Source organism: Virgibacillus carmonensis (genome assembly GCF_057836705.1).
In genome coordinates this window covers 1-22805 of record NZ_JBYQFJ010000035.1, presented here as the reverse complement: position 1 = coordinate 22805, position 22805 = coordinate 1, and the positions used below count along the sequence as shown (strand labels likewise).

General features: G+C 37.4%; 20 protein-coding genes and 1 pseudogene. 19 read left to right on the top strand and 2 right to left on the bottom strand.

Translation table 11 applies throughout. The features are described from left to right. The first annotated feature begins 3 nt into the window (after window positions 1–3). The 7 genes and pseudogenes from AC3G7N_RS18000 (at window position 4) to AC3G7N_RS17970 (ending at window position 5889) form a co-directional block, all read left to right on the top strand. Window positions 4–1203 carry a CobW family GTP-binding protein gene (locus tag AC3G7N_RS18000; RefSeq protein ID WP_489423553.1) on the top strand — a complete coding sequence of 400 codons (1200 nt, stop codon included), beginning with the start codon at window positions 4–6 and terminating at the stop codon, window positions 1201–1203. Window positions 1204–1223: 20 nt separating this feature from the next. Next, window positions 1224–1710 (top strand): annotated as a pseudogene (dcd, locus tag AC3G7N_RS17995) (dCTP deaminase). Window positions 1711–1758: 48 nt separating this feature from the next. After that, window positions 1759–2028, top strand: coding sequence for a 30S ribosomal protein S14 (gene rpsN, locus AC3G7N_RS17990; RefSeq protein WP_489423552.1), 270 nt, complete (start codon window positions 1759–1761; stop codon window positions 2026–2028). A gap of 18 nt (window positions 2029–2046) precedes the next feature. Beyond that, window positions 2047–3210, top strand: coding sequence for an FAD/NAD(P)-binding protein (locus AC3G7N_RS17985; protein WP_489423551.1), 1164 nt, complete (start codon window positions 2047–2049; stop codon window positions 3208–3210). Then, window positions 3211–4389 (top strand): GTP-binding protein, encoded by a 1179-nt coding sequence (locus AC3G7N_RS17980; protein ID WP_489423550.1) that lies wholly within the window; start codon window positions 3211–3213, stop codon window positions 4387–4389. It abuts the gene before it with no gap. Window positions 4390–4467: 78 nt separating this feature from the next. Beyond that, on the top strand, window positions 4468–5184 hold the full coding sequence (locus AC3G7N_RS17975; RefSeq protein ID WP_489423549.1) for a metal-binding protein ZinT: 717 nt from the start codon (window positions 4468–4470) through the stop codon (window positions 5182–5184). A 399-nt stretch (window positions 5185–5583) separates the two neighbouring features. Beyond that, the gene (locus AC3G7N_RS17970; protein WP_489423548.1) at window positions 5584–5889 is read left to right on the top strand and encodes a hypothetical protein; all 306 of its coding nucleotides are present in this window, start codon (window positions 5584–5586) and stop codon (window positions 5887–5889) included. Window positions 5890–6542: 653 nt separating this feature from the next. On the opposite strand, the gene AC3G7N_RS17965 is transcribed toward AC3G7N_RS17970, so the two are convergent. Further along, window positions 6543–7442 carry a MerR family transcriptional regulator gene (locus AC3G7N_RS17965; protein ID WP_489423547.1) on the bottom strand — a complete coding sequence of 300 codons (900 nt, stop codon included), beginning with the start codon at window positions 7440–7442 and terminating at the stop codon, window positions 6543–6545. Between the two features lie 587 nt (window positions 7443–8029). Here AC3G7N_RS17965 and AC3G7N_RS17960 point away from each other — a divergent pair. The 10 genes from AC3G7N_RS17960 (at window position 8030) to galU (ending at window position 19020) form a co-directional block, all read left to right on the top strand. Further along, entirely contained in the window at window positions 8030–9550 is a 1521-nt protein-coding gene (locus AC3G7N_RS17960; RefSeq protein WP_489423546.1) for a phytoene desaturase family protein, read from the top strand. A gap of 11 nt (window positions 9551–9561) precedes the next feature. Then, window positions 9562–10416 (top strand): phytoene/squalene synthase family protein, encoded by an 855-nt coding sequence (locus AC3G7N_RS17955; RefSeq protein ID WP_489423545.1) that lies wholly within the window; start codon window positions 9562–9564, stop codon window positions 10414–10416. 28 nt (window positions 10417–10444) lie between these two features. Continuing rightward, entirely contained in the window at window positions 10445–11941 is a 1497-nt protein-coding gene (locus tag AC3G7N_RS17950) for a phytoene desaturase family protein (RefSeq protein WP_489423544.1), read from the top strand. Next, entirely contained in the window at window positions 11934–13331 is a 1398-nt protein-coding gene (locus tag AC3G7N_RS17945) for an aldehyde dehydrogenase family protein (RefSeq protein WP_489423543.1), read from the top strand. The genes AC3G7N_RS17950 and AC3G7N_RS17945 overlap by 8 nt, the downstream gene beginning before the upstream one ends. A gap of 47 nt (window positions 13332–13378) precedes the next feature. Beyond that, window positions 13379–13864 (top strand): glycosyl-4,4'-diaponeurosporenoate acyltransferase CrtO family protein, encoded by a 486-nt coding sequence (locus AC3G7N_RS17940; RefSeq protein ID WP_489423542.1) that lies wholly within the window; start codon window positions 13379–13381, stop codon window positions 13862–13864. A 101-nt stretch (window positions 13865–13965) separates the two neighbouring features. Beyond that, entirely contained in the window at window positions 13966–15492 is a 1527-nt protein-coding gene (locus tag AC3G7N_RS17935) for a phytoene desaturase family protein (RefSeq protein ID WP_489423541.1), read from the top strand. A 205-nt stretch (window positions 15493–15697) separates the two neighbouring features. Then, window positions 15698–16822, top strand: a complete 1125-nt coding sequence (locus AC3G7N_RS17930; protein WP_489423540.1) for a glycosyltransferase family 2 protein — start codon at window positions 15698–15700, stop codon at window positions 16820–16822. A 216-nt stretch (window positions 16823–17038) separates the two neighbouring features. Continuing rightward, a complete protein-coding gene (locus AC3G7N_RS17925) occupies window positions 17039–17404 on the top strand; it encodes a TIGR02328 family protein (protein WP_489423539.1) in 366 nt (121 codons plus the stop codon). Between the two features lie 150 nt (window positions 17405–17554). After that, the gene (locus tag AC3G7N_RS17920; protein WP_489423538.1) at window positions 17555–18028 is read left to right on the top strand and encodes an SRPBCC family protein; all 474 of its coding nucleotides are present in this window, start codon (window positions 17555–17557) and stop codon (window positions 18026–18028) included. A 128-nt stretch (window positions 18029–18156) separates the two neighbouring features. Beyond that, window positions 18157–19020 carry a UTP--glucose-1-phosphate uridylyltransferase GalU gene (gene galU / locus AC3G7N_RS17915; protein WP_489423537.1) on the top strand — a complete coding sequence of 288 codons (864 nt, stop codon included), beginning with the start codon at window positions 18157–18159 and terminating at the stop codon, window positions 19018–19020. Between the two features lie 876 nt (window positions 19021–19896). Here the strand turns inward: galU and AC3G7N_RS17910 are convergent. Beyond that, the gene (locus AC3G7N_RS17910) at window positions 19897–20031 is read right to left on the bottom strand and encodes a hypothetical protein (protein ID WP_489423536.1); all 135 of its coding nucleotides are present in this window, start codon (window positions 20029–20031) and stop codon (window positions 19897–19899) included. Window positions 20032–20427: 396 nt separating this feature from the next. Here AC3G7N_RS17910 and AC3G7N_RS17905 point away from each other — a divergent pair, with 396 nt between their 5' ends. Further along, a complete protein-coding gene (locus tag AC3G7N_RS17905; protein ID WP_489423535.1) occupies window positions 20428–20721 on the top strand; it encodes a MazG nucleotide pyrophosphohydrolase domain-containing protein in 294 nt (97 codons plus the stop codon). Between the two features lie 173 nt (window positions 20722–20894). Then, entirely contained in the window at window positions 20895–22703 is a 1809-nt protein-coding gene (locus AC3G7N_RS17900; RefSeq protein ID WP_489423534.1) for a M3 family oligoendopeptidase, read from the top strand. The last annotated feature ends 102 nt before the right edge of the window (window positions 22704–22805 follow it).

Genomic DNA, 22805 nt, shown 5'->3' with positions numbered 1-22805 from the left:
AGTTTGGGACAGAAAATACCGGTCACCATTTTAAGTGGATACTTGGGTTCAGGGAAAACTACTCTGCTCAATCATATATTAAATAATCGTGGTGGGATGAGAATCGCAGTCATCGTTAATGACATGAGTGAAATCAACATCGATGCAGACTTGATAGAGAAGGGAGGGCATTTTTCAAGGACAGAGGAGAATTTAGTTGAGATGTCCAATGGGTGTATCTGCTGGACATTGAGAGAAGATTTACTGATCGAAGTTGAAAAGATCGCAAAAACTGGGGACATTGATTATATAGTCATCGAATCTACTGGGATTAGCGAGCCTGTGCCAGTCGCTCAGACATTTTCTTATATCGATGAAGAACTGGGGATCGATCTGACACAATTCTGTCGTCTGGATACAATGGTTACTGTCGTGGATACCTATCGTTTTTGGAAGGATTACAAATCCGGAGATCGCCTACTAGACAGAAAACAGGCGGTAGGGGAAGAGGATGAGAGAAATATTGCCGATCTACTTATCGATCAGATCGAATTTTGTGATGTGCTTTTGTTAAATAAATGTGACCTGGTGACGGAAAAGCAGCTGGATTCGTTAACGAACGTTATTCAAACACTACAACCCGAAGCGGAAGTTATTCATACAACATTTGGTGAAGTCTCCCCAGCGAAAATTTTGAATACTCATCGTTTTAGTTTTGAGAGTGCAAGTAAGTCGGCTGGATGGCTTCAAGAATTAATGGCGGGCCCGGAACAACATAAACCGGAAACGGTGGAGTATGGAATTCATTCCTTTGTATATAAGAGAAGGTTACCCTTCCATTCCCAACGTTTCTACAACTGGATCAGCCGAATACCTACGTCTATTGTACGTGCCAAAGGAATTGTATGGTGTGCAACAAGAAATCAATTGGCCCTTCTATTATCCCAAGCAGGTCCTTCCGTCTCTATTGAACCGGTCTCCTATTGGGTAGCCTCGCTCCCCCAAAAACAAAAGGACCGAACGATCCAACAAAACCCCGATGTTTTGAACGATTGGGATGTGGAGTTTGGGGATCGAATGATCAAGTTGGTTTTTATAGGGATCAATCTTGACAAGGGAACGATTGTTAAAGAGCTGGATCAATGTTTATTGACACCTGAAGAGATGGATAAGGAATGGTCTAATATGAAAGATCCATTCACTTGGGAAGTCGCTGCTCAATAAAAAAAGAAGAAGGTGTAAAAGTGATTTTATCAAGTCAGACCATTCTCAAAAAATTAGAGGATGAGGAGCTAGTAATTGATCCTTTAGCTCATTCTCAGGTTCAACCGGCTTCTGTTGATCTTACATTGGGTAGACATTTCATGACATTGGATGAGCACAGCACAGGAACACTTTCAATGCGTAAAAAGGCTTCCTATCGCGACAACGAAGGAATGGGTGAAATTGCCCAGTCACCTTACGGCTTTTGTGGAAGGCAGAAGTTCGATTGGAAGAATGGGATTATTCGTTCAAAATGCTGGATGGGTCGATCCAGGATTTGAGGGGTGCATCACACTTGAATTGTTTAATTCTAACCGTTGTCCCATTAGGCTGATCGAGGGATGGAGAATTTGTCAATTGGTGATCGCGGAGATGGATCATCCAACAAAACCGTATAGAGGGAAGTACATCGGTCAAACGAGCACTACAGCAAGTGAAGTCTATAAAGACATCGAAAATAATTATTAAAAGAATAACTTATAATAATTACTATGAAAAGGATAGGTGAAGAAGAAAATGGCCAAGAAATCAAAGATCGCAAAAGAAAAAAAGAGACAAGAAATGGTAGAGAAATACGCTGAACTGCGAAGAGAGCTAAAAGCTAAAGGAGATTATGAGGCACTTAGAATGCTTCCTCGTGATTCATCTCCAACTCGTTTAACAGGTAGATGTGAAGTGACGGGAAGACCACGTGGTTATATGAGGAAGTTTAAAATGTCTCGTATCGCATTTAGGGAATATGCGCATAAAGGACAGATCCCAGGTGTGAAAAAATCAAGTTGGTAAGAAAAGAGGGAGTCGCGTATGTATGAGTGGATCATCATAGGTGGAGGAATTCAAGGGTGTTGCGTGGCCACCCGCCTTCTGGAAGAAAAGGTTGCTAAGGAAGAGTTCCTGATCATCGACCCTTATCCAGAACCCATGCAGACGTGGCGGACATTGACGAATAAAATCGGCATGCCTTATCTAAGATCTACATCCGTTCATCACCTGAACTGCGATCCATACAGCTTAAAGAAATATTCCCGAGCGAACGACTATACTCAACCATTCAAAGGAAAGTATGCAAGACCTCGCTTGGACATGTTTAATCAGCATAGCTTAGACACAACGGACGGTGTAGGATTAAAGGAATGTTGGAGGCAAGGGACTGTGGAGGGGCTTGCTTGGTCGGATGGAGTGTGGAATGTAAGTACTTCTGATGATCAAATGGTTCAAGGGAAACGAGTCGTTCTTGCTATGGGCGTAAACCATTCACCACAATACCCAAAGTGGTCCCTTCCATACAAAAGTACACGAGCTGTACATCACGTATTTGAAATGGAGGCACCTCTACCCGTGACGGGAGAAGTTGTCATTGTAGGGGGAGGCATGACTGCAGCACATCTTGCCTATACCCTATCAAGCAAAAGTTCTATTCACTCTGTTACCTTGGTGAAGCGACATCCTTTTCGGATTGAAGATTTTGATAGCGATCCTGGCTGGCTTGGTCCGAAATATTTAAGGAACTACCATCAAGTAGATTGTTATGATGAACGAAGAAGACTTATCCAGCAAGCAAGACACCGAGGTTCTATAACAAGAGATCTTTATGTGAAGTTAAGACAACAAATCAGAACGGGCAAATTGACCATCTATACGGGAAATATTGAAGATCTCAATGTTATGGCTGGTGCGATTGAGCTGGTTATGATTAATGGGGAATCAGTAAGGGGTGATTACCTTCTGCTAGCAACAGGAGCAAAAACCGACCTGCCGGGAAAAAGGTGGCTACAAACCGTAATTGATCAATTAGATCTTCCCTGTGCGACTTGTGGATTTCCTATTGTACAGCATTCTTTGGAATGGAAGCATAGGCTTTTTGTTGCTGGGGCTCTTGCAGAGTTGGAGATTGGTCCTGTATCTAAAAACATTGCAGGTGCTAGAAAAGCTGCTGAACGTATCGTTGAAATGATTAGGAGGGAATAGATGGTGTCAAATAGAATACCTGTTACTGTGCTGAGTGGCTATTTAGGATCAGGAAAAACTACATTACTCAATCATCTTCTACACAATAGAGATGACCTAAAAATAGCGGTGGTTGTCAATGATATGAGCGAAGTTAACATTGATGCTGATATGATTAAACAGGGCGGCTTCAGCCGGACTGAAGAAAAACTGGTCGAATTACAAAATGGCTGTATTTGCTGTACTCTCAGAGAAGATTTAATAAAAGAGGTAGAAAAGCTTTCTAAACTTGACATCGACTATATCGTGATTGAATCAACCGGAATTTCGGAGCCTATTCCAGTTGCGCAGAGCTTCTCTTATGACGATGAGGAAATTGGAATCAACCTTGGCGAGCATTGCCTATTGGATACGATGGTTACGGTCGTGGACGCAAATCGTTTTTGGGACGATTATGGATCGGGGGAAAGTTTACTAGACCGCAATCAGGGAGCAGACGAAATAGATGCTAGAGAAGTTATTGACCTTTTGATTGATCAAATCGAATTTGCCAACGTAATCCTCTTAAATAAGGTAGATTTGGTTGGTGAAGTAGATAAAAAAAAATTAAAAGCTGTCCTTAAGAAACTGAACCCTGATGCACAAATTATTGACACACGCTATTGCCAAGTTCCACTTGAATATGTAATGAGCACAGGGTTATTTAATTTTGAGAAGGCGAGCCAGGGAGCGGGGTGGATCAAAGAATTAAACGAAGAACATGTTCCTGAGAATGAGGAGTATGGCATTGGCTCCTTTGTTTATCGAAGGAGGAGGCCGTTCCACCCTGAGCGTTGGATGAACTGGTTAGAAAGTTGGCCGGCCAGTGTTGTTCGGGCCAAAGGTTTTTTCTGGCTGGCCTCAAGAAATGATATGTCTGCTTTATTATCGCAGGCTGGAACATCTCTTGCTGTTCAAGGCGTAGGTGAATGGATCGCCGCTTATCCTGAACAGGAACAAATTCAAATTTTAAGAGAAGAACCAGAGTTAGCCGATCGGTGGGATGATGAATACGGAGATCGTATGACTGAGTTAGTGTTTATTGGTATGAAAATGGATAAAGGCGACATTATAAAGGGTTTGGATAAATGTTTATTAACAGACGACGAGATGAAACTTGAATGGAGTAAATTCCATGATCCATTGCCGACATTTACCTAAAGCGATTCTTGACAGGAACCCTGATAGGTTTCTTATTCATTCCGATGAAGTGTTTATAAATAAAGAGGAGGAGAGAAATTGTTTAAAAAGTTACTAGGCACACTTAGTTTATTTGCAGTCATTTTGGTTCTATCTGCGTGTGGAGAAAAAGCAACCGACAGTAGTGAAAATGGAAAAGAATCAAAAGGATCAAACGAGGAGTTAACGAAGGAACACGAACACGATCACGATCATAGTCATGTCCATGATGAAGAAACAGATAAAATTTATAACGGGTATTTTGAAGACAGTCAAGTGGAGGATCGGTCACTGTCCGATTGGGAAGGAGATTGGCAGTCTGTATACCCATTTCTGCAGGATGGTACGCTTGACGAAGTATTTGCTTATAAAGCAGAACACGAAGGTGACATGACTGCCGAAGAATATAAGGACTATTATAATGAAGGGTACCAAACAGATGTTGGACGTATCGTGATTCAAGAGAATACTGTGACCTTCTTTAAAAATGGTAAAGAATACTCTGGTGAGTATATCTACGATGGGTACGAAATTCTAACATATGATGCCGGTAATAGAGGAGTGCGATATATCTTTAAACTAGAAGAAAAGGCGGAAGGACTTCCTTCATATATTCAATTTAGTGATCATAGTATCTACCCGACTGAAGCTAATCACTATCATCTGTATTGGGGTGACGATAGGGAAGCTTTATTGGATGAAGTCAGTCATTGGCCCACCTACTACCCATCAGAAATGAATGGATATGATATTGCCCATGATATGATGGCGCACTAAATAGGAGAAGTGATGATTAGTATTGCGATAAGTATTTTAGTTCAAAGTTTAATAATCTAGGATTGTTTTAAACTATTAGTCTTGTTTTTAATTAGCTAATTAGCTAGTTGGCTATTTGCTTACTTGAAAAACAATTATTTAACTTTAAATTAAAGAGCGGGAAAGTGAAAGGTGAAGATCGATATGATGGTCTTCACTTTTCCAATATTCGTTGCTCGTAACAGTCAGGTTTACCAAAGAAGTGATAATCTTACTGAAAATCACACGTTTAAGCATATGATGTGCAACTTTAATTGTAATTCAAATGCAGCAATTTTTAATACCATTCATTCTGTCATTTGTTATGAGAATAGTAGACCCTTCTCTATTCCAATTAATATGTTAAATAGGGGGCACATAATGATATCAATTCAAAAATCCATTAATTTTGACCACAAAAAAACGCTTACTATTCCAGTTAAATGGAGAAAAAAACTGTGTATAGTAGAAGGAATCACAGTGAAATTCAGAGTGCATAATAATAATTATATTTTTATTAAACCAACTCAAAATGGTACCTTTGATGTTATGAGCACAGTAGGTAGGAAAGGAAGCATCTATATCCCAAAAGAAATTCGAAATTATTTTGAGCAAAAAGGATTGAACAAGTTTTTTGTATATATAGATGAAGAAAAACATGCAATTATAATGAAACCAAAAGTGTAAATTTTTCTTTCCTGCTTTTAAGGTTCTCTAGGTAGTAATCACCGCCTTTTGTTAACGTAGTAACGTCAAAGGACGATAAATTTAGAAAGTTAAGGATTTTAGAAGATAAAAGGGGTTAAATCCTCATTAAGAAAATGACTTTTACGTAGTTATCCATACTTATACCTGCCTGCATATTTGCCTTATACTTTTTATGTTGAAACCATTATTTTGTTACTGTCCATACTTAGAGTGCCAATGGATTCATAAATTAAAATAAGGAGGAACACATATTAGTCATGCAATATATGTGTTCCTCCTTATTTTTTGGGCTTTATAATTTTATGTCTTGATAACATTTGTGTGTCTTAAAGGTGTGCGTTAATTTCAGTTTTAAGTTCCTTAAACCGACTCCGTTTTCTTGAATAGAATTGCTCACTTTATTTAACTAATGGCCCAAATTGTTTAGTATTGATGATGGAGAAATAAAAAAGTAACTATTTAAAACTTGCATAGTAACTAAATGCAATGTATTATCGAAATCGAAGTTCGATATTGATTTTCGTTATTGGAGGGGGAAATTACTTGGATAATAAAGTGTTAAGAAAATTATTCTTAGGGTAAAGTTGGTTGCAAAAATCGATAAGAAAACATTGCTTTCTCCGCTGTTAGTATCACGATTTGGATGACGTGATAATGTCGTCAATTGTAAATGAAATATGCATGTATTTTGGATTAACGATTCTTGTATAATCCCATACACCTTTCCCGCCAATATAAAAGGAGATATGCGCATATTTCTCTGCTAGTTGATCAAGTTTTTCAAACAAGTTTTCATTCTGTTGAAAAGGAAGCACAGTTGAAGCTGAAAACAATACTTTTTGCGGCTGCATGTGTTCAATAAGTCTTTCAATCGCTGAAAGTTTGGGGGATGATCCAATTCTTGTTGTTCTCCATCCCTTCACCTTCATTTGCAACAATAAGATTTGTAACGGGATTTCATGTAGTTCATTAGGCAGGCAAAAACCTAGAGCATGTGGGGCTTGCAAATTATGATTGAAGTTTCTACTTACTTGTGTTAAAAAATCTTTTACAACCAAGCTAGATATTGTTTCTTGGCTTTCGTCCCACTGGCCGTTTTCCCATAAGTCACCTACTTTTTCTAAAAAAGGTTGAACGGTGTTTTGTAGAAACAAATGGAGACCATATTGATGATGGGATTGTCGCAACAAAAATATCAATCCATGTTCATCATATACCGCGCCTCTTTCCACCATTTTTTCAACATTAGGGCTTTTCTCTACCTGATTCAATTTATGTGTTAATCCAGTTGAATCTTGCTTAGCAACTATAGCCTGTATCGCTTGTTTCATTGGTTTTCCCTGTTCTCTTAATTCCTTTATTTCCTTTAAAGTTAAAAGGTCATGAAAGGAATACAAGCGATAGCCATTTTCTAACCTTTTTGGTTGTACAAGGTTATACCTAATTTCCCATTTCCGAATAAGTTGTTCGGAAAGACCAGTCAACTTGGCAATTTCTTTAATGTAAAAGTGCTTTTCTTGTAAATTTTCCATATTATCCACCCCCTATAAAAAATACGTACTGTCACAACTGATTTAGTGATAGTTTTGTTGTTGCCATCCATTTAAATAACAAAACTTGTCACCCTCAATTTATGGCTTAACCACACATACCGCTAGCAATCAACCGATACCTGTATGGAAGCCTAAGGTGGGTTTCTTACACAAATATATGTTTCAACAAACATTGGGTATTATTTTAACCTATTTTGTTCATTATAAATTTGTCCTACTAAGTTTGTTTCTTACGCTCTTGTTGGCAACATGTAAAAGAGATGTTTATTTGTGTTTTGAGTATCATAGTACTTTTTATTCTACCAGCAAATGTACCTTTATTATACCATAACATTGTACAAACTTCATTGACTTTTAACATACTTTTAAGTACCTAGTGACTTAACTGACGAAAACGTTGTACAAAATAAAAATATATTGTATAATGTTTGAGATGCAAGGTTTCGAGATTTCGTCGTAACTTAAATGTAACGCAGTGTAACTTCAAGCTGTTGGCCTGATTGAAGGGACGAGGTGGGGTTCGCCTTCAGTTATTATGGGTAAAATAGATGTTAAGGAGTTATAATATGACCAAAAAAGTAATTGTGATTGGCGCAGGAGTAGCAGGTTTAGCGAGTGCAATACGTTTACAACACGCTGGTTATACAGTGGAGATACTTGAAAAAGATACTATACCTGGCGGAAAAATGAACCGAATCGAAAAAGATGGCTATCAATTTGATTTAGGGCCGACCATCGTTATGATGCCAGAGTTATATAAGGAGGTTTTCGAATTTTGTGATCGCGATCCAGATGATTATATACCGATGGAAAAGCTCGATCCAATGTACAGTGTTTATTTTCAGGACAGGGTAGATCAGCCTTATAATATTTCGTCAGACTTAACAACACTGATGCAAACCATTGAAGGAATCAGTGAAAAAGATGCAGAAGGTTTTCTCAATTATCTAAAGGAAATATACAAACGTTTTACTGTAGCTAAAAAATATTTCATACAACGGCCCTTTCGCAATCAAAAAGATTTCTTCAATCCATTTATGCTAAAACAAGCTATGAAATTAAAAACGTTGGACAATGCTGATCACTTTTTAGACAAATATATTAAAAATGAACACTTGAAACAAATGATTAGTTTTCAAACCTTATACATAGGGGTTTCCCCATATAACGGTCCTTCTCTTTACACAATGATTCCAATGATTGAGTTTTTATATGGAATCTGGTTTATCAAAGGTGGCATGTATACAATGGCAACTGCTATGGAAACGTTATTTCTAGAACTTGGTGGTTCTATTCAGTACAACACAGATGTAGAAGAAATATCAATCAAAAACGGTGTGGCAGATGGCGTTTATGTCAATGGTCAAAAGCAAGAATCGGATTTCGTTATGTGTAATGCTGATTTCCCATTTGCAATGAAAAATCTGGTTAAAAACACAGAAGCTAAAGGAAAATACACGGATAAAAAAATCGATAGTATGAAATATTCCTGTTCCTGCTTTTTGATGTATCTGGGCATGGATCGAAAATATGAAGAAGTGGAGCACGTTCACAATTTCATTTTCAATGAAAATTTGGATAAGAACTTAGATGACATATTCACAGGAAACAAACTGGAAGATGCATCATTTTATATACATATCGCTTCTAAAATGGATGCATCTCTTGCACCTGAAGGAAAAGACGGCTTGTACATACTAATGCCTGTTTCAGATTTATCAACGGCAAATTATGAGTGGAATGATGAAACCATTCAATACTACCGCAACTCTATCTTACAAGCGATGAAACGGATTAAGGGATTTGAAACAATCGACCAGGAGATTGTGTCAGAAACATATATGACACCAAAAGATTTTGAATCCAAATTTAATGCCTATAATGGTGCGTGTTTTGGTCTGCAGCCAACCCTCTCACAGAGCAATCACATGCGACCGCAAAGCAAGGCGACATATTGTGAAAATCTGTATTTTACCGGAAGTAGCACACATCCAGGTGCAGGTGTTCCTATTGTTTTGCTATCAGCTAAAATTGCCGTGCAGGAATTACTACATGATGATAAAGGAATTAAATTTGACTATCAATAGGAGGAGATTAGATGGATGGAAAGAAAATGCAAGCCGATTTTTATTATTGTGAAGCAATAATAAAAAAATATTCCAAAAGCTTTTACTATGCTTTTTCAAAACTACCCTCTGAAAAAGCAAATGCTGTTTATGCAATCTATGCTTTTTGCAGGATCGCAGACGACTGTGCTGACGGAAATAATTCATCCAAGGAGAAACATCAGGCCCTAAATAAATTAAAAAAAGAGCTGGATCTATTCAGAGATCATGAAGAAAAAGATAAACCATTATGGCGTGCTCTGAGGCATGTATTTAATGAATATGAAATGGATATCAAACCGTTTTATGATCAGTTGGCTGGACAAGCCATGGATATAGATTTTGCCATCCTAGAAACAATGCAAGGACTGGAAAAATACAGTTATTATGTAGCTGGATCTGTCGGTTTAATGCTATTGCCTGTAATCGCTTCAGAGTCTTCTGTTTATTTACGCCCTTCAGCAATTGATCTTGGCATTGCCATGCAACTAACCAATATTCTGCGAGATGTTGGCGAAGATTTCCATGAGAAAAACCGAATCTATTTGCCAAAAGATGAATTAAATCATTTTCAATATACAAAAAATGATTTGCAAAATGGTGTCATCAATGTGAAGTTTATCAATCTCTGGGAAAAACTAGCTGTACGAGCTGAATCTTTATATGACAACTTTTTGCGCAATATTGATCTGTTTGACGCTGATAGCCGAATGCCTGTCCACTTATCGGCTCAAGTTTACAGAGGAATATTGGATGCTGTGCGAAACAATGAGTACGAATGTCTAACTAAACGAAACTATGTCACGAAAGAAAAAATGATGGAAATAAACGCTGCTATTAGCAGTTAATCTTAGTTTTGGAAAGGTGTTGTGTTAATTGGGGAGAAATAAAAGTGTACTGATCATCGGGGGTGGGCTTGGAGGTCTTTCCGCTGCGATTTCCCTGGCGCAAAGCGGATATGAAGTTTCCTTATATGAGAAAAATGATCACTTAGGTGGAAAATTGAACCGACTCGAGCAAGATGGTTTTGGCTTTGATTTAGGACCATCCATCCTAACGATGCCGAAAAGCTTTGAAAGATTGTTTACTGCCAGCGGAAAAAAAATGGTGGATTATGTCCCGACTGTAAAGCTGGACCACCAGTGGCGCTCCTTTTTTCCCAATGGCAATATCATTGATTTATATGAAGATTTACAGGAAATGCAAGCAAAAAATGCAACTCTGAAAAACAGAGATATACGTCAATATAGGAAACTACTGAAGTATTCAAAGAAACTATATGATATGACGGAGAAAAGTTACTTTAAGAACGGTGCTGATAATACGAGTGATATTATGCAATATAATGGCATGTTCAGCGCTTTGAAAAACTTTGATCTGTTCTCAACGGTTCACCAAGCACTTGATAAACGGATTAGTAATAAACAATTCCAGGACATGCTCTCTTACTTTATCAAGTATGTTGGTTCTTCTCCCTATGATGCACCAGCGGTATTGAATATGATGATTTACATGCAGCATGCCCAAGGTATATGGTATGTGCCAGGTGGGATGCATCATCTTGCAAACGGATTGGTAAGGCTAGCAAAGGAAGTTGGCGTTACATTTCATACAGGAAAACAAGTTCTAAAACTTAATAAAAAGAAAGGTGAAATCACCGGAGCCCTTTTGGAGGATGGAACAGAATTAACCGCAGATTATTATGTTTCTAATATGGAAGTAATACCTGTTTATGAGCATTTGCTTGAGGAAAAGAACGGCTATGTTAAAAAGTTGAAAAAGAAATTCGAACCATCTAGTTCTGGGCTCGTTATGCATTTGGGCGTAAAAAAAAGCTATCCACAGCTTGGCCATCATAACTTTTTCTTTGCAAAAAATATGAAACAGCAGATGGATAAGATATTTCATCGTCATGAACTACCAGATGACCCAGTCATTTACTTGGTAAACGTTAATAAAACAGATCCATCCCAGGCACCCGAAGGATATGAAAATTTAAAAGTACTGCCTCATATTCCCTACATCCAGGATAAACCTTTAACACAGCAAGACTATGACCTTTTTGCGGAACGAGTACTGATTAAATTAGAAGAAATGGGTCTGGATCATTTACGGGAAAACATTGTGACAAAGGATATATGGACACCAGAAGATATCAAACGTGTTTATGGATCTGACCGTGGAGCGATATATGGCACGTTGTCAGATCGTAAGAAAAATAAAGGATTTAAACACCCGAAACAAAGCGAACGCTATGACAATTTATATTTTGTCGGTGGAACGGTCAACCCAGGTGGTGGAATGCCAATGGTCACCTTAAGCGGCCAGCAGGTGCGCGATAAAATTGTGCAAAGAGATACACAAAATGGCTAAGAATGATAGTTTGTACCTGAAGATATTACTAGAAAAGCAGCAGGAAGATTTCCTTTCCTGCTCCATTCCTTCAGTAGGGACACGAAAGAAAATGCTTTTGCGGCTGAAAAAGATGCTTGTGGAATATGAAGCAGCATTTATGCGATCACTTCTTTCAGATATGGGAAGATCAGCATTCGAAGCCTTTTCTTTTGAAATAGCTATCTTATTGAATGAAATCGATTATGTATTAAAGCATATAGGAAAATGGACAAGACCAATTCGCACCCACCATATAAAGTTTGGATACCTGGAAACTGTCCGAGTAATGAGAAACCCATACGGCAGTGTATTGATAATCAGTCCATGGAATTATCCGTTGCAGCTTGCACTAATGCCCGCTATCAGTGCAATAGCTGGCGGGAACAGTTGTGTAATTAAACCATCGGAGCATGCACCAGCAACAAGCAAATTACTAAAAGAGGTTATCAATCAAACATTTTCCCCAACACAGCTAACAGTTGTTACAGGGGATGTACAAACTGCTCGGATATTGACTTCATTACCTTTTGATTTTATTTTTTTTACAGGTAGCGAGAAGACCGGAAAGGGCGTGGCAATGGAGGCTGCTAAAAATCTCACACCAGTGATGTTGGAACTAGGCGGGAAAAACCCATGTATTATAGATGAAACAGGTTTTTCTAAAGCAGCTATACAGGAAGTCGTTTGGGGTAAATTCCTTAACGCAGGACAAACCTGTATTTCACCAGACACCCTTTTTGTCCACGAATCCATTTATGAAAAAACACTTTCTGAAATTTCCACGACGCTTTCAGCCTTTTACGGTGATCGACCTGAAAAAAGTGATGACTATGGAAGAGTTTGTCATACAGCGCATTTTCAAAAAATGATCCATTTCATTGGGCAAGGCGATGTTTGGCACACTGGTACGCACGATGAGGGAGATTTATTCATCGCCCCCACAGTGCTTATAAATATTAAACCAGGAAGTTCCATCTTACAGGAAGAAATTTTCGGGCCGGTACTTCCTGTCATTCCATATTCTGACTTAAAAACATTATTGGCACAGCAGGTTATTCAACGGGATTCTTTGACCGCTTATGTTTTTAGTAAAAGCAACAAGCATATTCGTTTGTTTAAGCACCACATGCAATCAACTACGGTCAGCGTCAATCAAGTGATCCATCACGCTGCAAATCCTCATGTCCCTTTTGGGGGCATTGGGCGAAGCGGAAACGGTGCTTATCATGGTAAAGCGGGTTTTCTGGCCTGCAGCTACGACAAGACAGAATATAAAGCCTATTATTATATGGATGTTCAAGATAAATTTCCGCCGTATACTGATAAAGATATGGACGTAGTGAAGAAGTTTCGGAAATGGCTGTTGTAGAGCAAATGCTGTTACAGAGAAGAATGTAAAACGTTAGGAGGATCGCTATGCCGATTGTTTCACTTCCTGTCATCTGGATTATTGTAATTGATATAGTTGCATGGTCTTTTTTTCATCTAATCATTTCTGTCATTTGCTTGAAACTGCCTTTCACTTTTTTTCAGAGAGAATATCCTTCTTTTCAGATTTTCTCTTGGGAAGACTCAGGAAAAATATGGCAAAGGTTATTTCGTGTAAAAAAATGGAAAGGGTCCCTTATAGACGGGACAATTTTTCTTAAAAAAGGCTACGGTAAAAAAGGGTTGCATGGCACAAATAGGAGTGACTTGAAAATCTTTTCTGCAGAAACAAAGCGTGCGGAGTTGACACACTGGCTGTCCATTTTGCCTGCTCCATTATTTTTCTTATGGAACCCCTTATGGGTAGGGTGGATGATGATCCTGTATGCTCTCTTATTTAACCTGCCAATAATCGTCGTCCAGCGTTATAATCGCGGACGTATCACTTCACTTATTCAAGACCCAATTAAATGATTATAAAATACAATGTAAACCATCCAATTTATCCTAAACATGATGAACCATAAAACTTGAAAATGAGAAATAATGCGCTTTAATGAAATGAGGGAAATGACATGAAAAAGAAGGTAAGTGTAATTGGCGCAGGCGTCGCAGGGCTTGCTAGTGCAATAAGGCTGCAGCATGCTGGCTATCAAGTGGAAATATACGAAAAAGAATCCACGCCTGGGGGGAAGATGAATCGAATTGAAATGGAAGGCTACAAATTTGATTTGGGCCCAAGTATTGTCATGATGCCGGAATTGTATCGGGAAATATTTGAACTCTGCAACCGCAACCCTGATGATTATATTCCAATGGAAAGGTTGGATCCAATGTACCGGGTTTACTTCAGTGATATTCCCGCCAACCCTATCGATATTTCCTCTGACCTTATAAAATTGACAAAGACGATTGAATCTATCAGTGAAGAGGATGCGGAAGGGTTTTTTCAATATCTGCATGAAATTTATAAACGTTTTATGGTTGGCAAGCATGACATTATCCAAAGACCGTTCCGCAAACGTAGTGACTTTTATAATTTGTCCATGTTGAAAAAGGTTAGGAAAATGAAAGCATTTGACACTGCGGATAACTTTATCGGTAAATATATTAAAAATGAACGGTTAAAACAAATAATTAGCTTTCAAACATTGTATGTGGGCATTTCCCCACTGAAAAGCCCATCGTTTTATACCATGCTCCCAATGATTCAATTTTTGTATGGTGTATGGTTTATCAAAGGTGGGATGTATACGATGGCCTTGGCTATGGAAAAACTCTTCAAAGAACTTGGAGGAACAATTTCTTATAACAAAAATGTCCAGGAAATAAGCATTACCGATCATAAAGCAACTGGAATTATGGTAGACGACCAGAAAGTTTCTTCCGATTTTGTCGTCTGCAATGCCGATTTCCCATATGCCATGAAAAACCTGGTAAATGATAAGGTTGCCAAAGGGAAACATACTGACAAGAAGATTGACAAGATGAAATACTCCTGTTCTTGTTTTCTCTTATATCTTGGCATGGATAGGAAATATGAAGAAATTGAGCACGTTCATAATTTTGTTTTCAATGAAAAAATGGAAAAAAATCTTCATGATATTTTTTCTGGGGATAAGCTTACAAATGCGTCTTTCTATGTGTACATAGCATCGAAAATGGATCCTTCCCTGGCCCCCGATGGAAAAGATGGATTGTATATTTTGATGCCTGTCTCAAATCTAGACACAGCAAATTATCAATGGAATGAGGAAACGATTAATTATTATCGCACCTACATTTTAGATACACTGAAAAAGATACATGGTTTTGAAAACATTGATAACGAAATTGTCACCGAAACCTGTATAACACCACTGGACTTTGAATCAAAATTCAATGCATATAATGGTGCTACTTTCGGTTTGCAGCCAACTCTCACGCAGAGCAATCACCTACGCCCACAAAGCAAGGCGAGTAATTGTTCTAATCTATATTTTACAGGGAGTAGCACACATCCGGGCGCTGGAGTCCCGATTGTGCTTTTATCAGCCAGGATCGCTGCACAGGAGCTACTGCATGATGATAAAGGCATTCTATTTGACTACTCAGGAGAATGAATACTTAAATGAAATCCAGGTTGTTCTGAACAACGCTCTATCAATTACACTTGGATTGCGTAACTACTTGACGATTTATAAACATGCTATTTAAAAGAGCTTTTCAGCCCTTTACCTCACCCGCCTTGTGAAAAGGGGATTTAAGAAATTCTAAAAATTAAGCATTTCGTAGATATTTTAATTATATAGAGGGAGGAATACCTTTATGCACGTATTCTTAATTATGGGAGTTATCCTGACTCTCTTTGGTTTATTAAGTGGTACATTAATGTTTTGGTCATTGTCAATTCCTGAATCGGATGAGGAACCTAAAAATCTACCATATATATCCATTATTATTCCTGCTAGAAACGAAGCAAACCGTCTTCCAGTTTTATTAAAATCATTGAAAATGCAAACATGGAAAGCTTTTGAAATCCTCGTTGTAGACGACGAATCGGAAGATAATACAGCAGCTATCGCGGCAAAATATGGTGCAACGGTATTAACAAATGACAAAGAAACAGTAGGGGAGACCACTTCAGGAAAGTCACTTGCTTGTTCCTATGGAGCGGAGCATGCAGCAGGGAAATGGTTGTTGTTTCTGGATGCTGATGTACAATTTTTAGCTAATAATAGCTTGAAAAAATTACTTTCTTCCTATCAGAAACAGCATGCCAAAGGTATTTTATCCGTCCAGCCGTATCATCAGATACAAAAATCGTATGAGCATTTATCGGCAGTTTTCAATATTATCGTCTTTACAGGTATCAATGTATTTACTATATGGAAACAAAAATTCAAAACAGCTGGTTCATTTGGTCCTTGTATTCTCTGTGACAAGGAAAGTTATCTAGTAAGTGGAGGTCATGGATCAGCTAAAGACTCAATTATGGATGATTTTGCGCTTAGTGCGTTATTTACTGCTAATAACTTACCTGTTCGCAATTATGGTGGGAAGAACATCATAAGTTTTCGCATGTACCCTGAAGGAATACAGCAACTTATAGAAGGTTGGACTAAGACGTTGGCAACAGCATCTCAATCAACGCATTGGTTCGTGATGTTATTGATTAATATATGGATATCGGGCGCGCTTTCTGTATTGTCACTTCTGATTTTATCTAGTCAAATGGACAATATAACATTGATAGGGATAAGTATTATTCTTTATTTGTTGTATGGGTTACATTTCTTATTTTTAACAAGAAGAGTAGGTAATTTCAACAGTTGGGTGGTAATATGCTTTCCAATCCTATTTATATTTTTTATTGTGCTGTTTATGTATTCCTTATATCGAACGCACATTTTACGCTCCGTTATGTGGAAAGGCAGAAAGGTTAAGATGTGAGAAACGAAATGACGGGTATGGAATTACACCCGCACCAGCTTATTAAAATAGACAAATGGTTGCCTTCTACAAAGACTTGTTCGAATTGCGGTTCAGTTATAGAAATACAATTAACAGTAGCAAGTATTGCATTTTGCTGGAGACTACAATTCTGCATCGCAAATTCAAGGTTATCGAATTGTTATGGCAAGGCATCAGTACGGGAGATGAGATAAAATGAGACTATGGCATGAGCAATTAATAGCAAAATTACCACGTCAACAGTTATTAGGCCAACACCGAGAATGTTGTGCCTTAAGGGGAAATGGTTGGGGGAAGAAACACGAAACAGTTAATTATGTTTTTGAACACTCACCATATAAACTCTTTCTTTATCATATGAAGGTCATAGATGAAATGAAACGAAGAGGTTATCGAAATGATCCTTTGTGGGAGGACATGTATTATCGTGGCAAGCTCTGTTCGCCTCATACTGATGAAAGCCTATCTACTAATGACGAAGATGGTAATTATCCAGAGCATGACGAGCTATATTTAAGAGAATGTCTTGGCAACCTTCGTAGGAAAGGAATTATAATTTAAAATCAGCTAGCAATTGTCTAGCGGTTATTTAATTTTATAACGTCTAACCAAGGATAGCATTAGGAAGCAATTTTGTTTGAAGCGTTACGTGACTCTAAACAGGGGAAATAAGGAACGATTTGTGTAGTTTTTCAGAAAGGAAGAGGAGTATTGAAACTATATACCTTTGCAACAAAGCAACAATTACCTTTATCGCTAAATGAAGCATGGGATTTTTTTTCAAACCCAAACGGGCTGTCTGAAATCACACCATCATGGATGCGTTTTGAAGTACAAGATTTACCACCTCAAAAAATGTACCCCAGAATGATTATAACTTACAAAATAAAGCCACTTCTCGGAATCAAACTGAATTGGGTAACGGAAATTACACATGTTTCCGCTCCACATTATTTTGTTGATGAGCAACGGTTTGGTCCTTATCGCTTTTGGCATCATCAACATCATTTTAAAGAAATAGATAATGGAATAGAGATGACTGATATCGTTCATTATGCAATGCCTTTTGCTTTTGTTGGTAGAACGGTGCACAAGCTAAATGTGGAAAATAAATTAAAAACGATTTTCCAATATCGTCAAAATAAGTTGATTGAGCTGTTTGGTGAAAGCCTGGAGGGATCATGACTTCGTATCTTAAAGACAAATTGGGGAGAAGTATCTACATGATTATTTTAATCATAGGTGCAACAGTGGGAGTATGGTAGGTGCTTTATCTATGTTATGTAACGTAACAGAAAATGGAGGTTTTATTATTGTCCACAGTTAAAAAAGCCATAATCCCAGCTGCAGGACTCGGAACACGATTTTTACCTGCTACTAAGGCAATGCCGAAAGAAATGTTACCGATTGTTGACAAACCAACAATCGAATATATTGTAGAGGAAGCAATTGAATCTGGCATAGAAGATATTATTATTGTCACAGGTAAAGGCAAGCGTGCAATAGAAGATCATTTTGATAATAACTATGAACTTGAAGATAATTTAATTAGAAAAGAAAAATTTGAATTACTGGAAAAGGTGAGGCAATCCTCAAAGGTTGAGATACATTACATACGACAAAAGGAACCTAAAGGACTGGGTCATGCTGTATGGAGTGCACGAAAATTTATTGGGAATGAACCTTTTGCTGTGTTATTAGGTGATGATATTGTCCAAGCTGAAAAACCTTGTATGAAACAATTAATCGAGCAATATGACGCTACTGAATCGCCCGTTATTGGTGTGCAAAAGGTGGCTAGTGAGAAAACGCATCTATACGGAATTATTGATCCTAGCACAGTTGAGGGAAGACGCTACAAAGTTAATCATTTTGTTGAAAAACCAAAGCAAGGAACCGCTCCTTCTAACTTAGCAATTATAGGACGCTACATTTTAATACCTGAGGTTTTTGACTTTTTGGGGAGTTTGGAAACTGGTGTGGGTGGAGAGATTCAATTGACGGATTCTATTCAGAATCTTAATAAAATTAAGAGTGTATATGCTTATGATTTTAGAGGTAAGCATTATGATGTTGGAGAGAAGCTGGGTTTTGTAAAAACAACTATAGATTTTGCCCTTCAAAACAACGAAATAAATGAGGAACTAGTCTCTTATATAAAAGAGGTAATTAAGTAATAAAAAAGAGCAGAGCCTAAGGTACCGACCCCAAAAGTTAGTTTTCTACTCTAACTTTATGGGGTCACTTCATACACTGGGTGCTTTTTTTGGGTAACGAAAAAGCCAATGCTGAGAAATTGGGCTTTTTATTTGGGAATTTCCTTAACGTTGTAAATCTGCATTTTCCTGACGCTACCCCAAGTAGAAAAGGACTGTTATTCCCTTTAAGTTCTCCACATCTGTTTCAGAATGTTTTACAATTATTTAAAATGAGGTATACTATATATAGAAAGTAATACAATAATAAAGACTGAACGGTGCGACTAACACCATTCAGCCTAAGTGCAATAGCCCTTCAAAGGGGCGGCTCACAAGTTGAGTAACTATCTAAAAGGTAACTACCCTAATTGCTTCGCCAAAAGGTCATAGGGTGGTTACTTTTTTTGATGTGACAGAATTGCTACAATTAGACTTTCAAATGAAATCATCAGGAAAATTGTTTGAAAATCTGTCATATCGCATCACCCCCTTTCTACTTTAAAAGGGAGTGAGACACCACTATGAAAAACCTTATTACACTTACATTTAGTATAACAAACTATGTTGAAAAAAGCTTTATATTATCACCTGATCAATGACCTTATATAGGTCTAGCGCCAGCATTTTAGCACTTCACTCGCGTTAATCCATTTATTTATCTCTAAAAAACACTAAAAACTAGTCACTTTATTCTTTTAGGGTGACTTTGTTTATGACTAGGTTTATCAACTTTTAAAATTTTTCGCTTTATTTCTTTAAAGTACATTTGGATTATCTCATCATCATGTTTTCGCTCAGCAGCCCTACAATAATTATTTACTAATAAATCATTTGATACATAGAACCATGGATCTATCATTGTTGATTACTCTTTTTCATCGCTTTTTTTAATCGTGAATCTAATACAAAAGCACTTACAGTTGAAACAACAGTACCTATTGCTGAAAGAATGACTATATCCTTAGCACTTTCCCTCTTCTTCCTTTTCACAAATAAAACCCCTATAAGCTTTTTGGTATATTTTTTAACAAATATACGAATTTATTCTAGGAAAATTATGAAAATAGCTACAGCCATCAATTTTTTTGGCAGTTTTTTCTATGGCTGTAACCCTTTATAGTGTATATTGTCCTTAGAGTGAATCAAAAGTCAAAATGCAAAATGCTGCGGTACCCATATAGATGTGGCTTATAAATAAAGTTTGATAATTTATAATAAAGATTGATTTTTTTGAATAAAGTCCGATAATCTAAAAAGTTTGATACAATTGTGTCGATAGGCAGAATGTGATAATTCCACAATCGGGCGCACTTCCTGAATAAGGATTTGTGTCATTTTTTATGAAACGGGCCATTTTGGTGAACAGTTGAAAGGAATTCGCTCCTAATGGAGATATCAGAATTACAAAAATATGTTGAGGAATTTAGTAGAACTAAATCAATTAAAAAAAGAACTCTTTTTCTTGTCACTGAAATCGGGGAGATCGTAGAAGAAGTTTTAAGTGAATCTTTGGCAACCAATCTCGCAGACATTCAAAAAGGTAAGGAAGGGCTAGGATTGGAAATGTATGATGCGGTCTGGAACATATTTGACCTTGCCAATAAGATGAAGATTGATTTGGAAAAAGCTCTTCAGGAAAAAATTGAGATAAACAAAGATAGAAAATGGGGTACTACCTGAGTAATACTCGTGTTAAAAATACTTACCAGAACAGGAATCCTCTAATAAGAAGTGGATTACAGATAGTGCAGGAATGTACTCAACTAGCAGTAAGGTAGTTGAAGGATAAGTGAGTATCTGTCACAATAAAATAACCGAACAATTATTCGCTTATATGAATGGGGGAGAAAAAGGTGAAAGATATTAAGTATTGCGTAGTATGGGACTTAGATACATTATTCCCAGATGGAAGTGAGTCGTGTCAATTAAGTAAACACATGGAAGAATTAGTAGGTATGGTTAGTGAATTTAAAAGTAGGGCAGATTGTTTTCATACTCCACAAGATGTTGATGATTCAATAAAGATTGCAGAGTTAATTGAATATATTAGTATCATTACAACCCATTTATCAGAAGCCAATTCCTTCATCACATGTTTACTAGCCCAAAACCCAAAAGATCAGAAAGCTACTTCACTCCAGGGCCAGGTAGAATCTGTTAGAGCTAGTTTTGAATCCGTTGTACAAAAAACACAAAGGACTATTGTAAATACAGAGAAAAGTTTGTGGGAGGCACTGTTAGATACCGATGAATTATGCAACTATGAATTCAAATTAAATGAATGGCGAAAAAAAGGTCAATTGCAATTACCTGATAATGAAGAGAAATTGGTAACTGATCTAATGGTTGATGGTTATCATGCCTGGCGTCCGTTATACAATGCGCTTATAAGTGATATAAAAGTGCATGTTCCAATCAACGGTAAAGTAAATGAATTGTCAGTGGGGCAGGCAATGACTTTAAGGTCACACCATAATGAAGAGGTACGTAAAGAGTCGCATAAGGCGTTAGAAGACGTTTGGACACAGAAAGAGGAATTGTTTGCAAAAGTTCTTAACCATATAGCTGGCTTCCGTTTGCAAGTACATAAACATAAAGGCATTGAAAATATTTTAAAAGAGCCACTATTGGACAACCACATGAAAGAAGAAACCCTGAATGCAATGTGGAGAGCAGTTGGTAAACATAAGCAACCGTTTACAAACTACCTTAATAAAAAGGCTGGAATACTTGGTGAAACAAAACTCAACTCTTATGATTTTTGGGCACCTATTACAGAAAGCAAACAACAAAAGAACTACAATGAGGCCGTGGATTTTGTGACTGAACACCTTGGTCGATTTGGACCAGAGATGGAAAAGTTCGCTCGACAAGCTTTCGAAAAGGGGTGGGTAGAATCGGAAGACCGCCCAAATAAATCCGCAGTTCCATTTTGCGCAGGGTTCCCTCTTTCGGAACAATCAAGGGTATTCATGACTTATGGTGGTACGATAAAGGATGTATTAACTCTAGCGCATGAACTGGGGCATGCTTTCCATAACGATGCCATGAAGTCTGTTGAAGGGATAAACAAACAATATCCATTGAGTATAGCAGAAACAGCTTCAACATTTTCGGAAATGGTAATGCTGGATGCCGCAATAGAAAAGGCAAATTCCAATAAAGAGCGACTATTATTGTTAGATGAAAAGATAAAACGCAGTGTGATGAACTTTATGAATATCCATTCCAGGTTTTTGTTTGAGAAAAACTTTTACGAGGAACGAAAAGAAGGAATTGTTTCATCATCACGTCTAAATGAACTAATGCAAGAAGCAATAAATGAAGGATATAAGGGTTCTATTGCCACTATTCAAATCCATTCGTGGGTTTGGACACCACATTACTATATAACCAAGTCCCCATTTTACAATTTCCCATATACATTTGGGTACTTGTTTGCGCTTAGTATATATGAAAAGGCAAAAGAAGAAGGAAAAAAATTTGAAACGAAATACCTCGCTTTACTTCGGGATTCAGGCAGTATGACAGTGGAAGATTTAGTAATGAAACATTTAGGGGAAGATATTACATCCGAGGCATTTTGGGAGAAAGGGCTTAAAATGTGTATTGAAGATACAGAGGAATTTATAAAATTGTCTGAAGATGAGGAATTAAACTAAAAAATGGTTGTTTTACATTTTAAAAATCATTAACACAGTCTTCCGTTATACCAGCTAATAGCTGTCAATACTTAAGGCTAAAAAATTTCAAAAGAACATGTT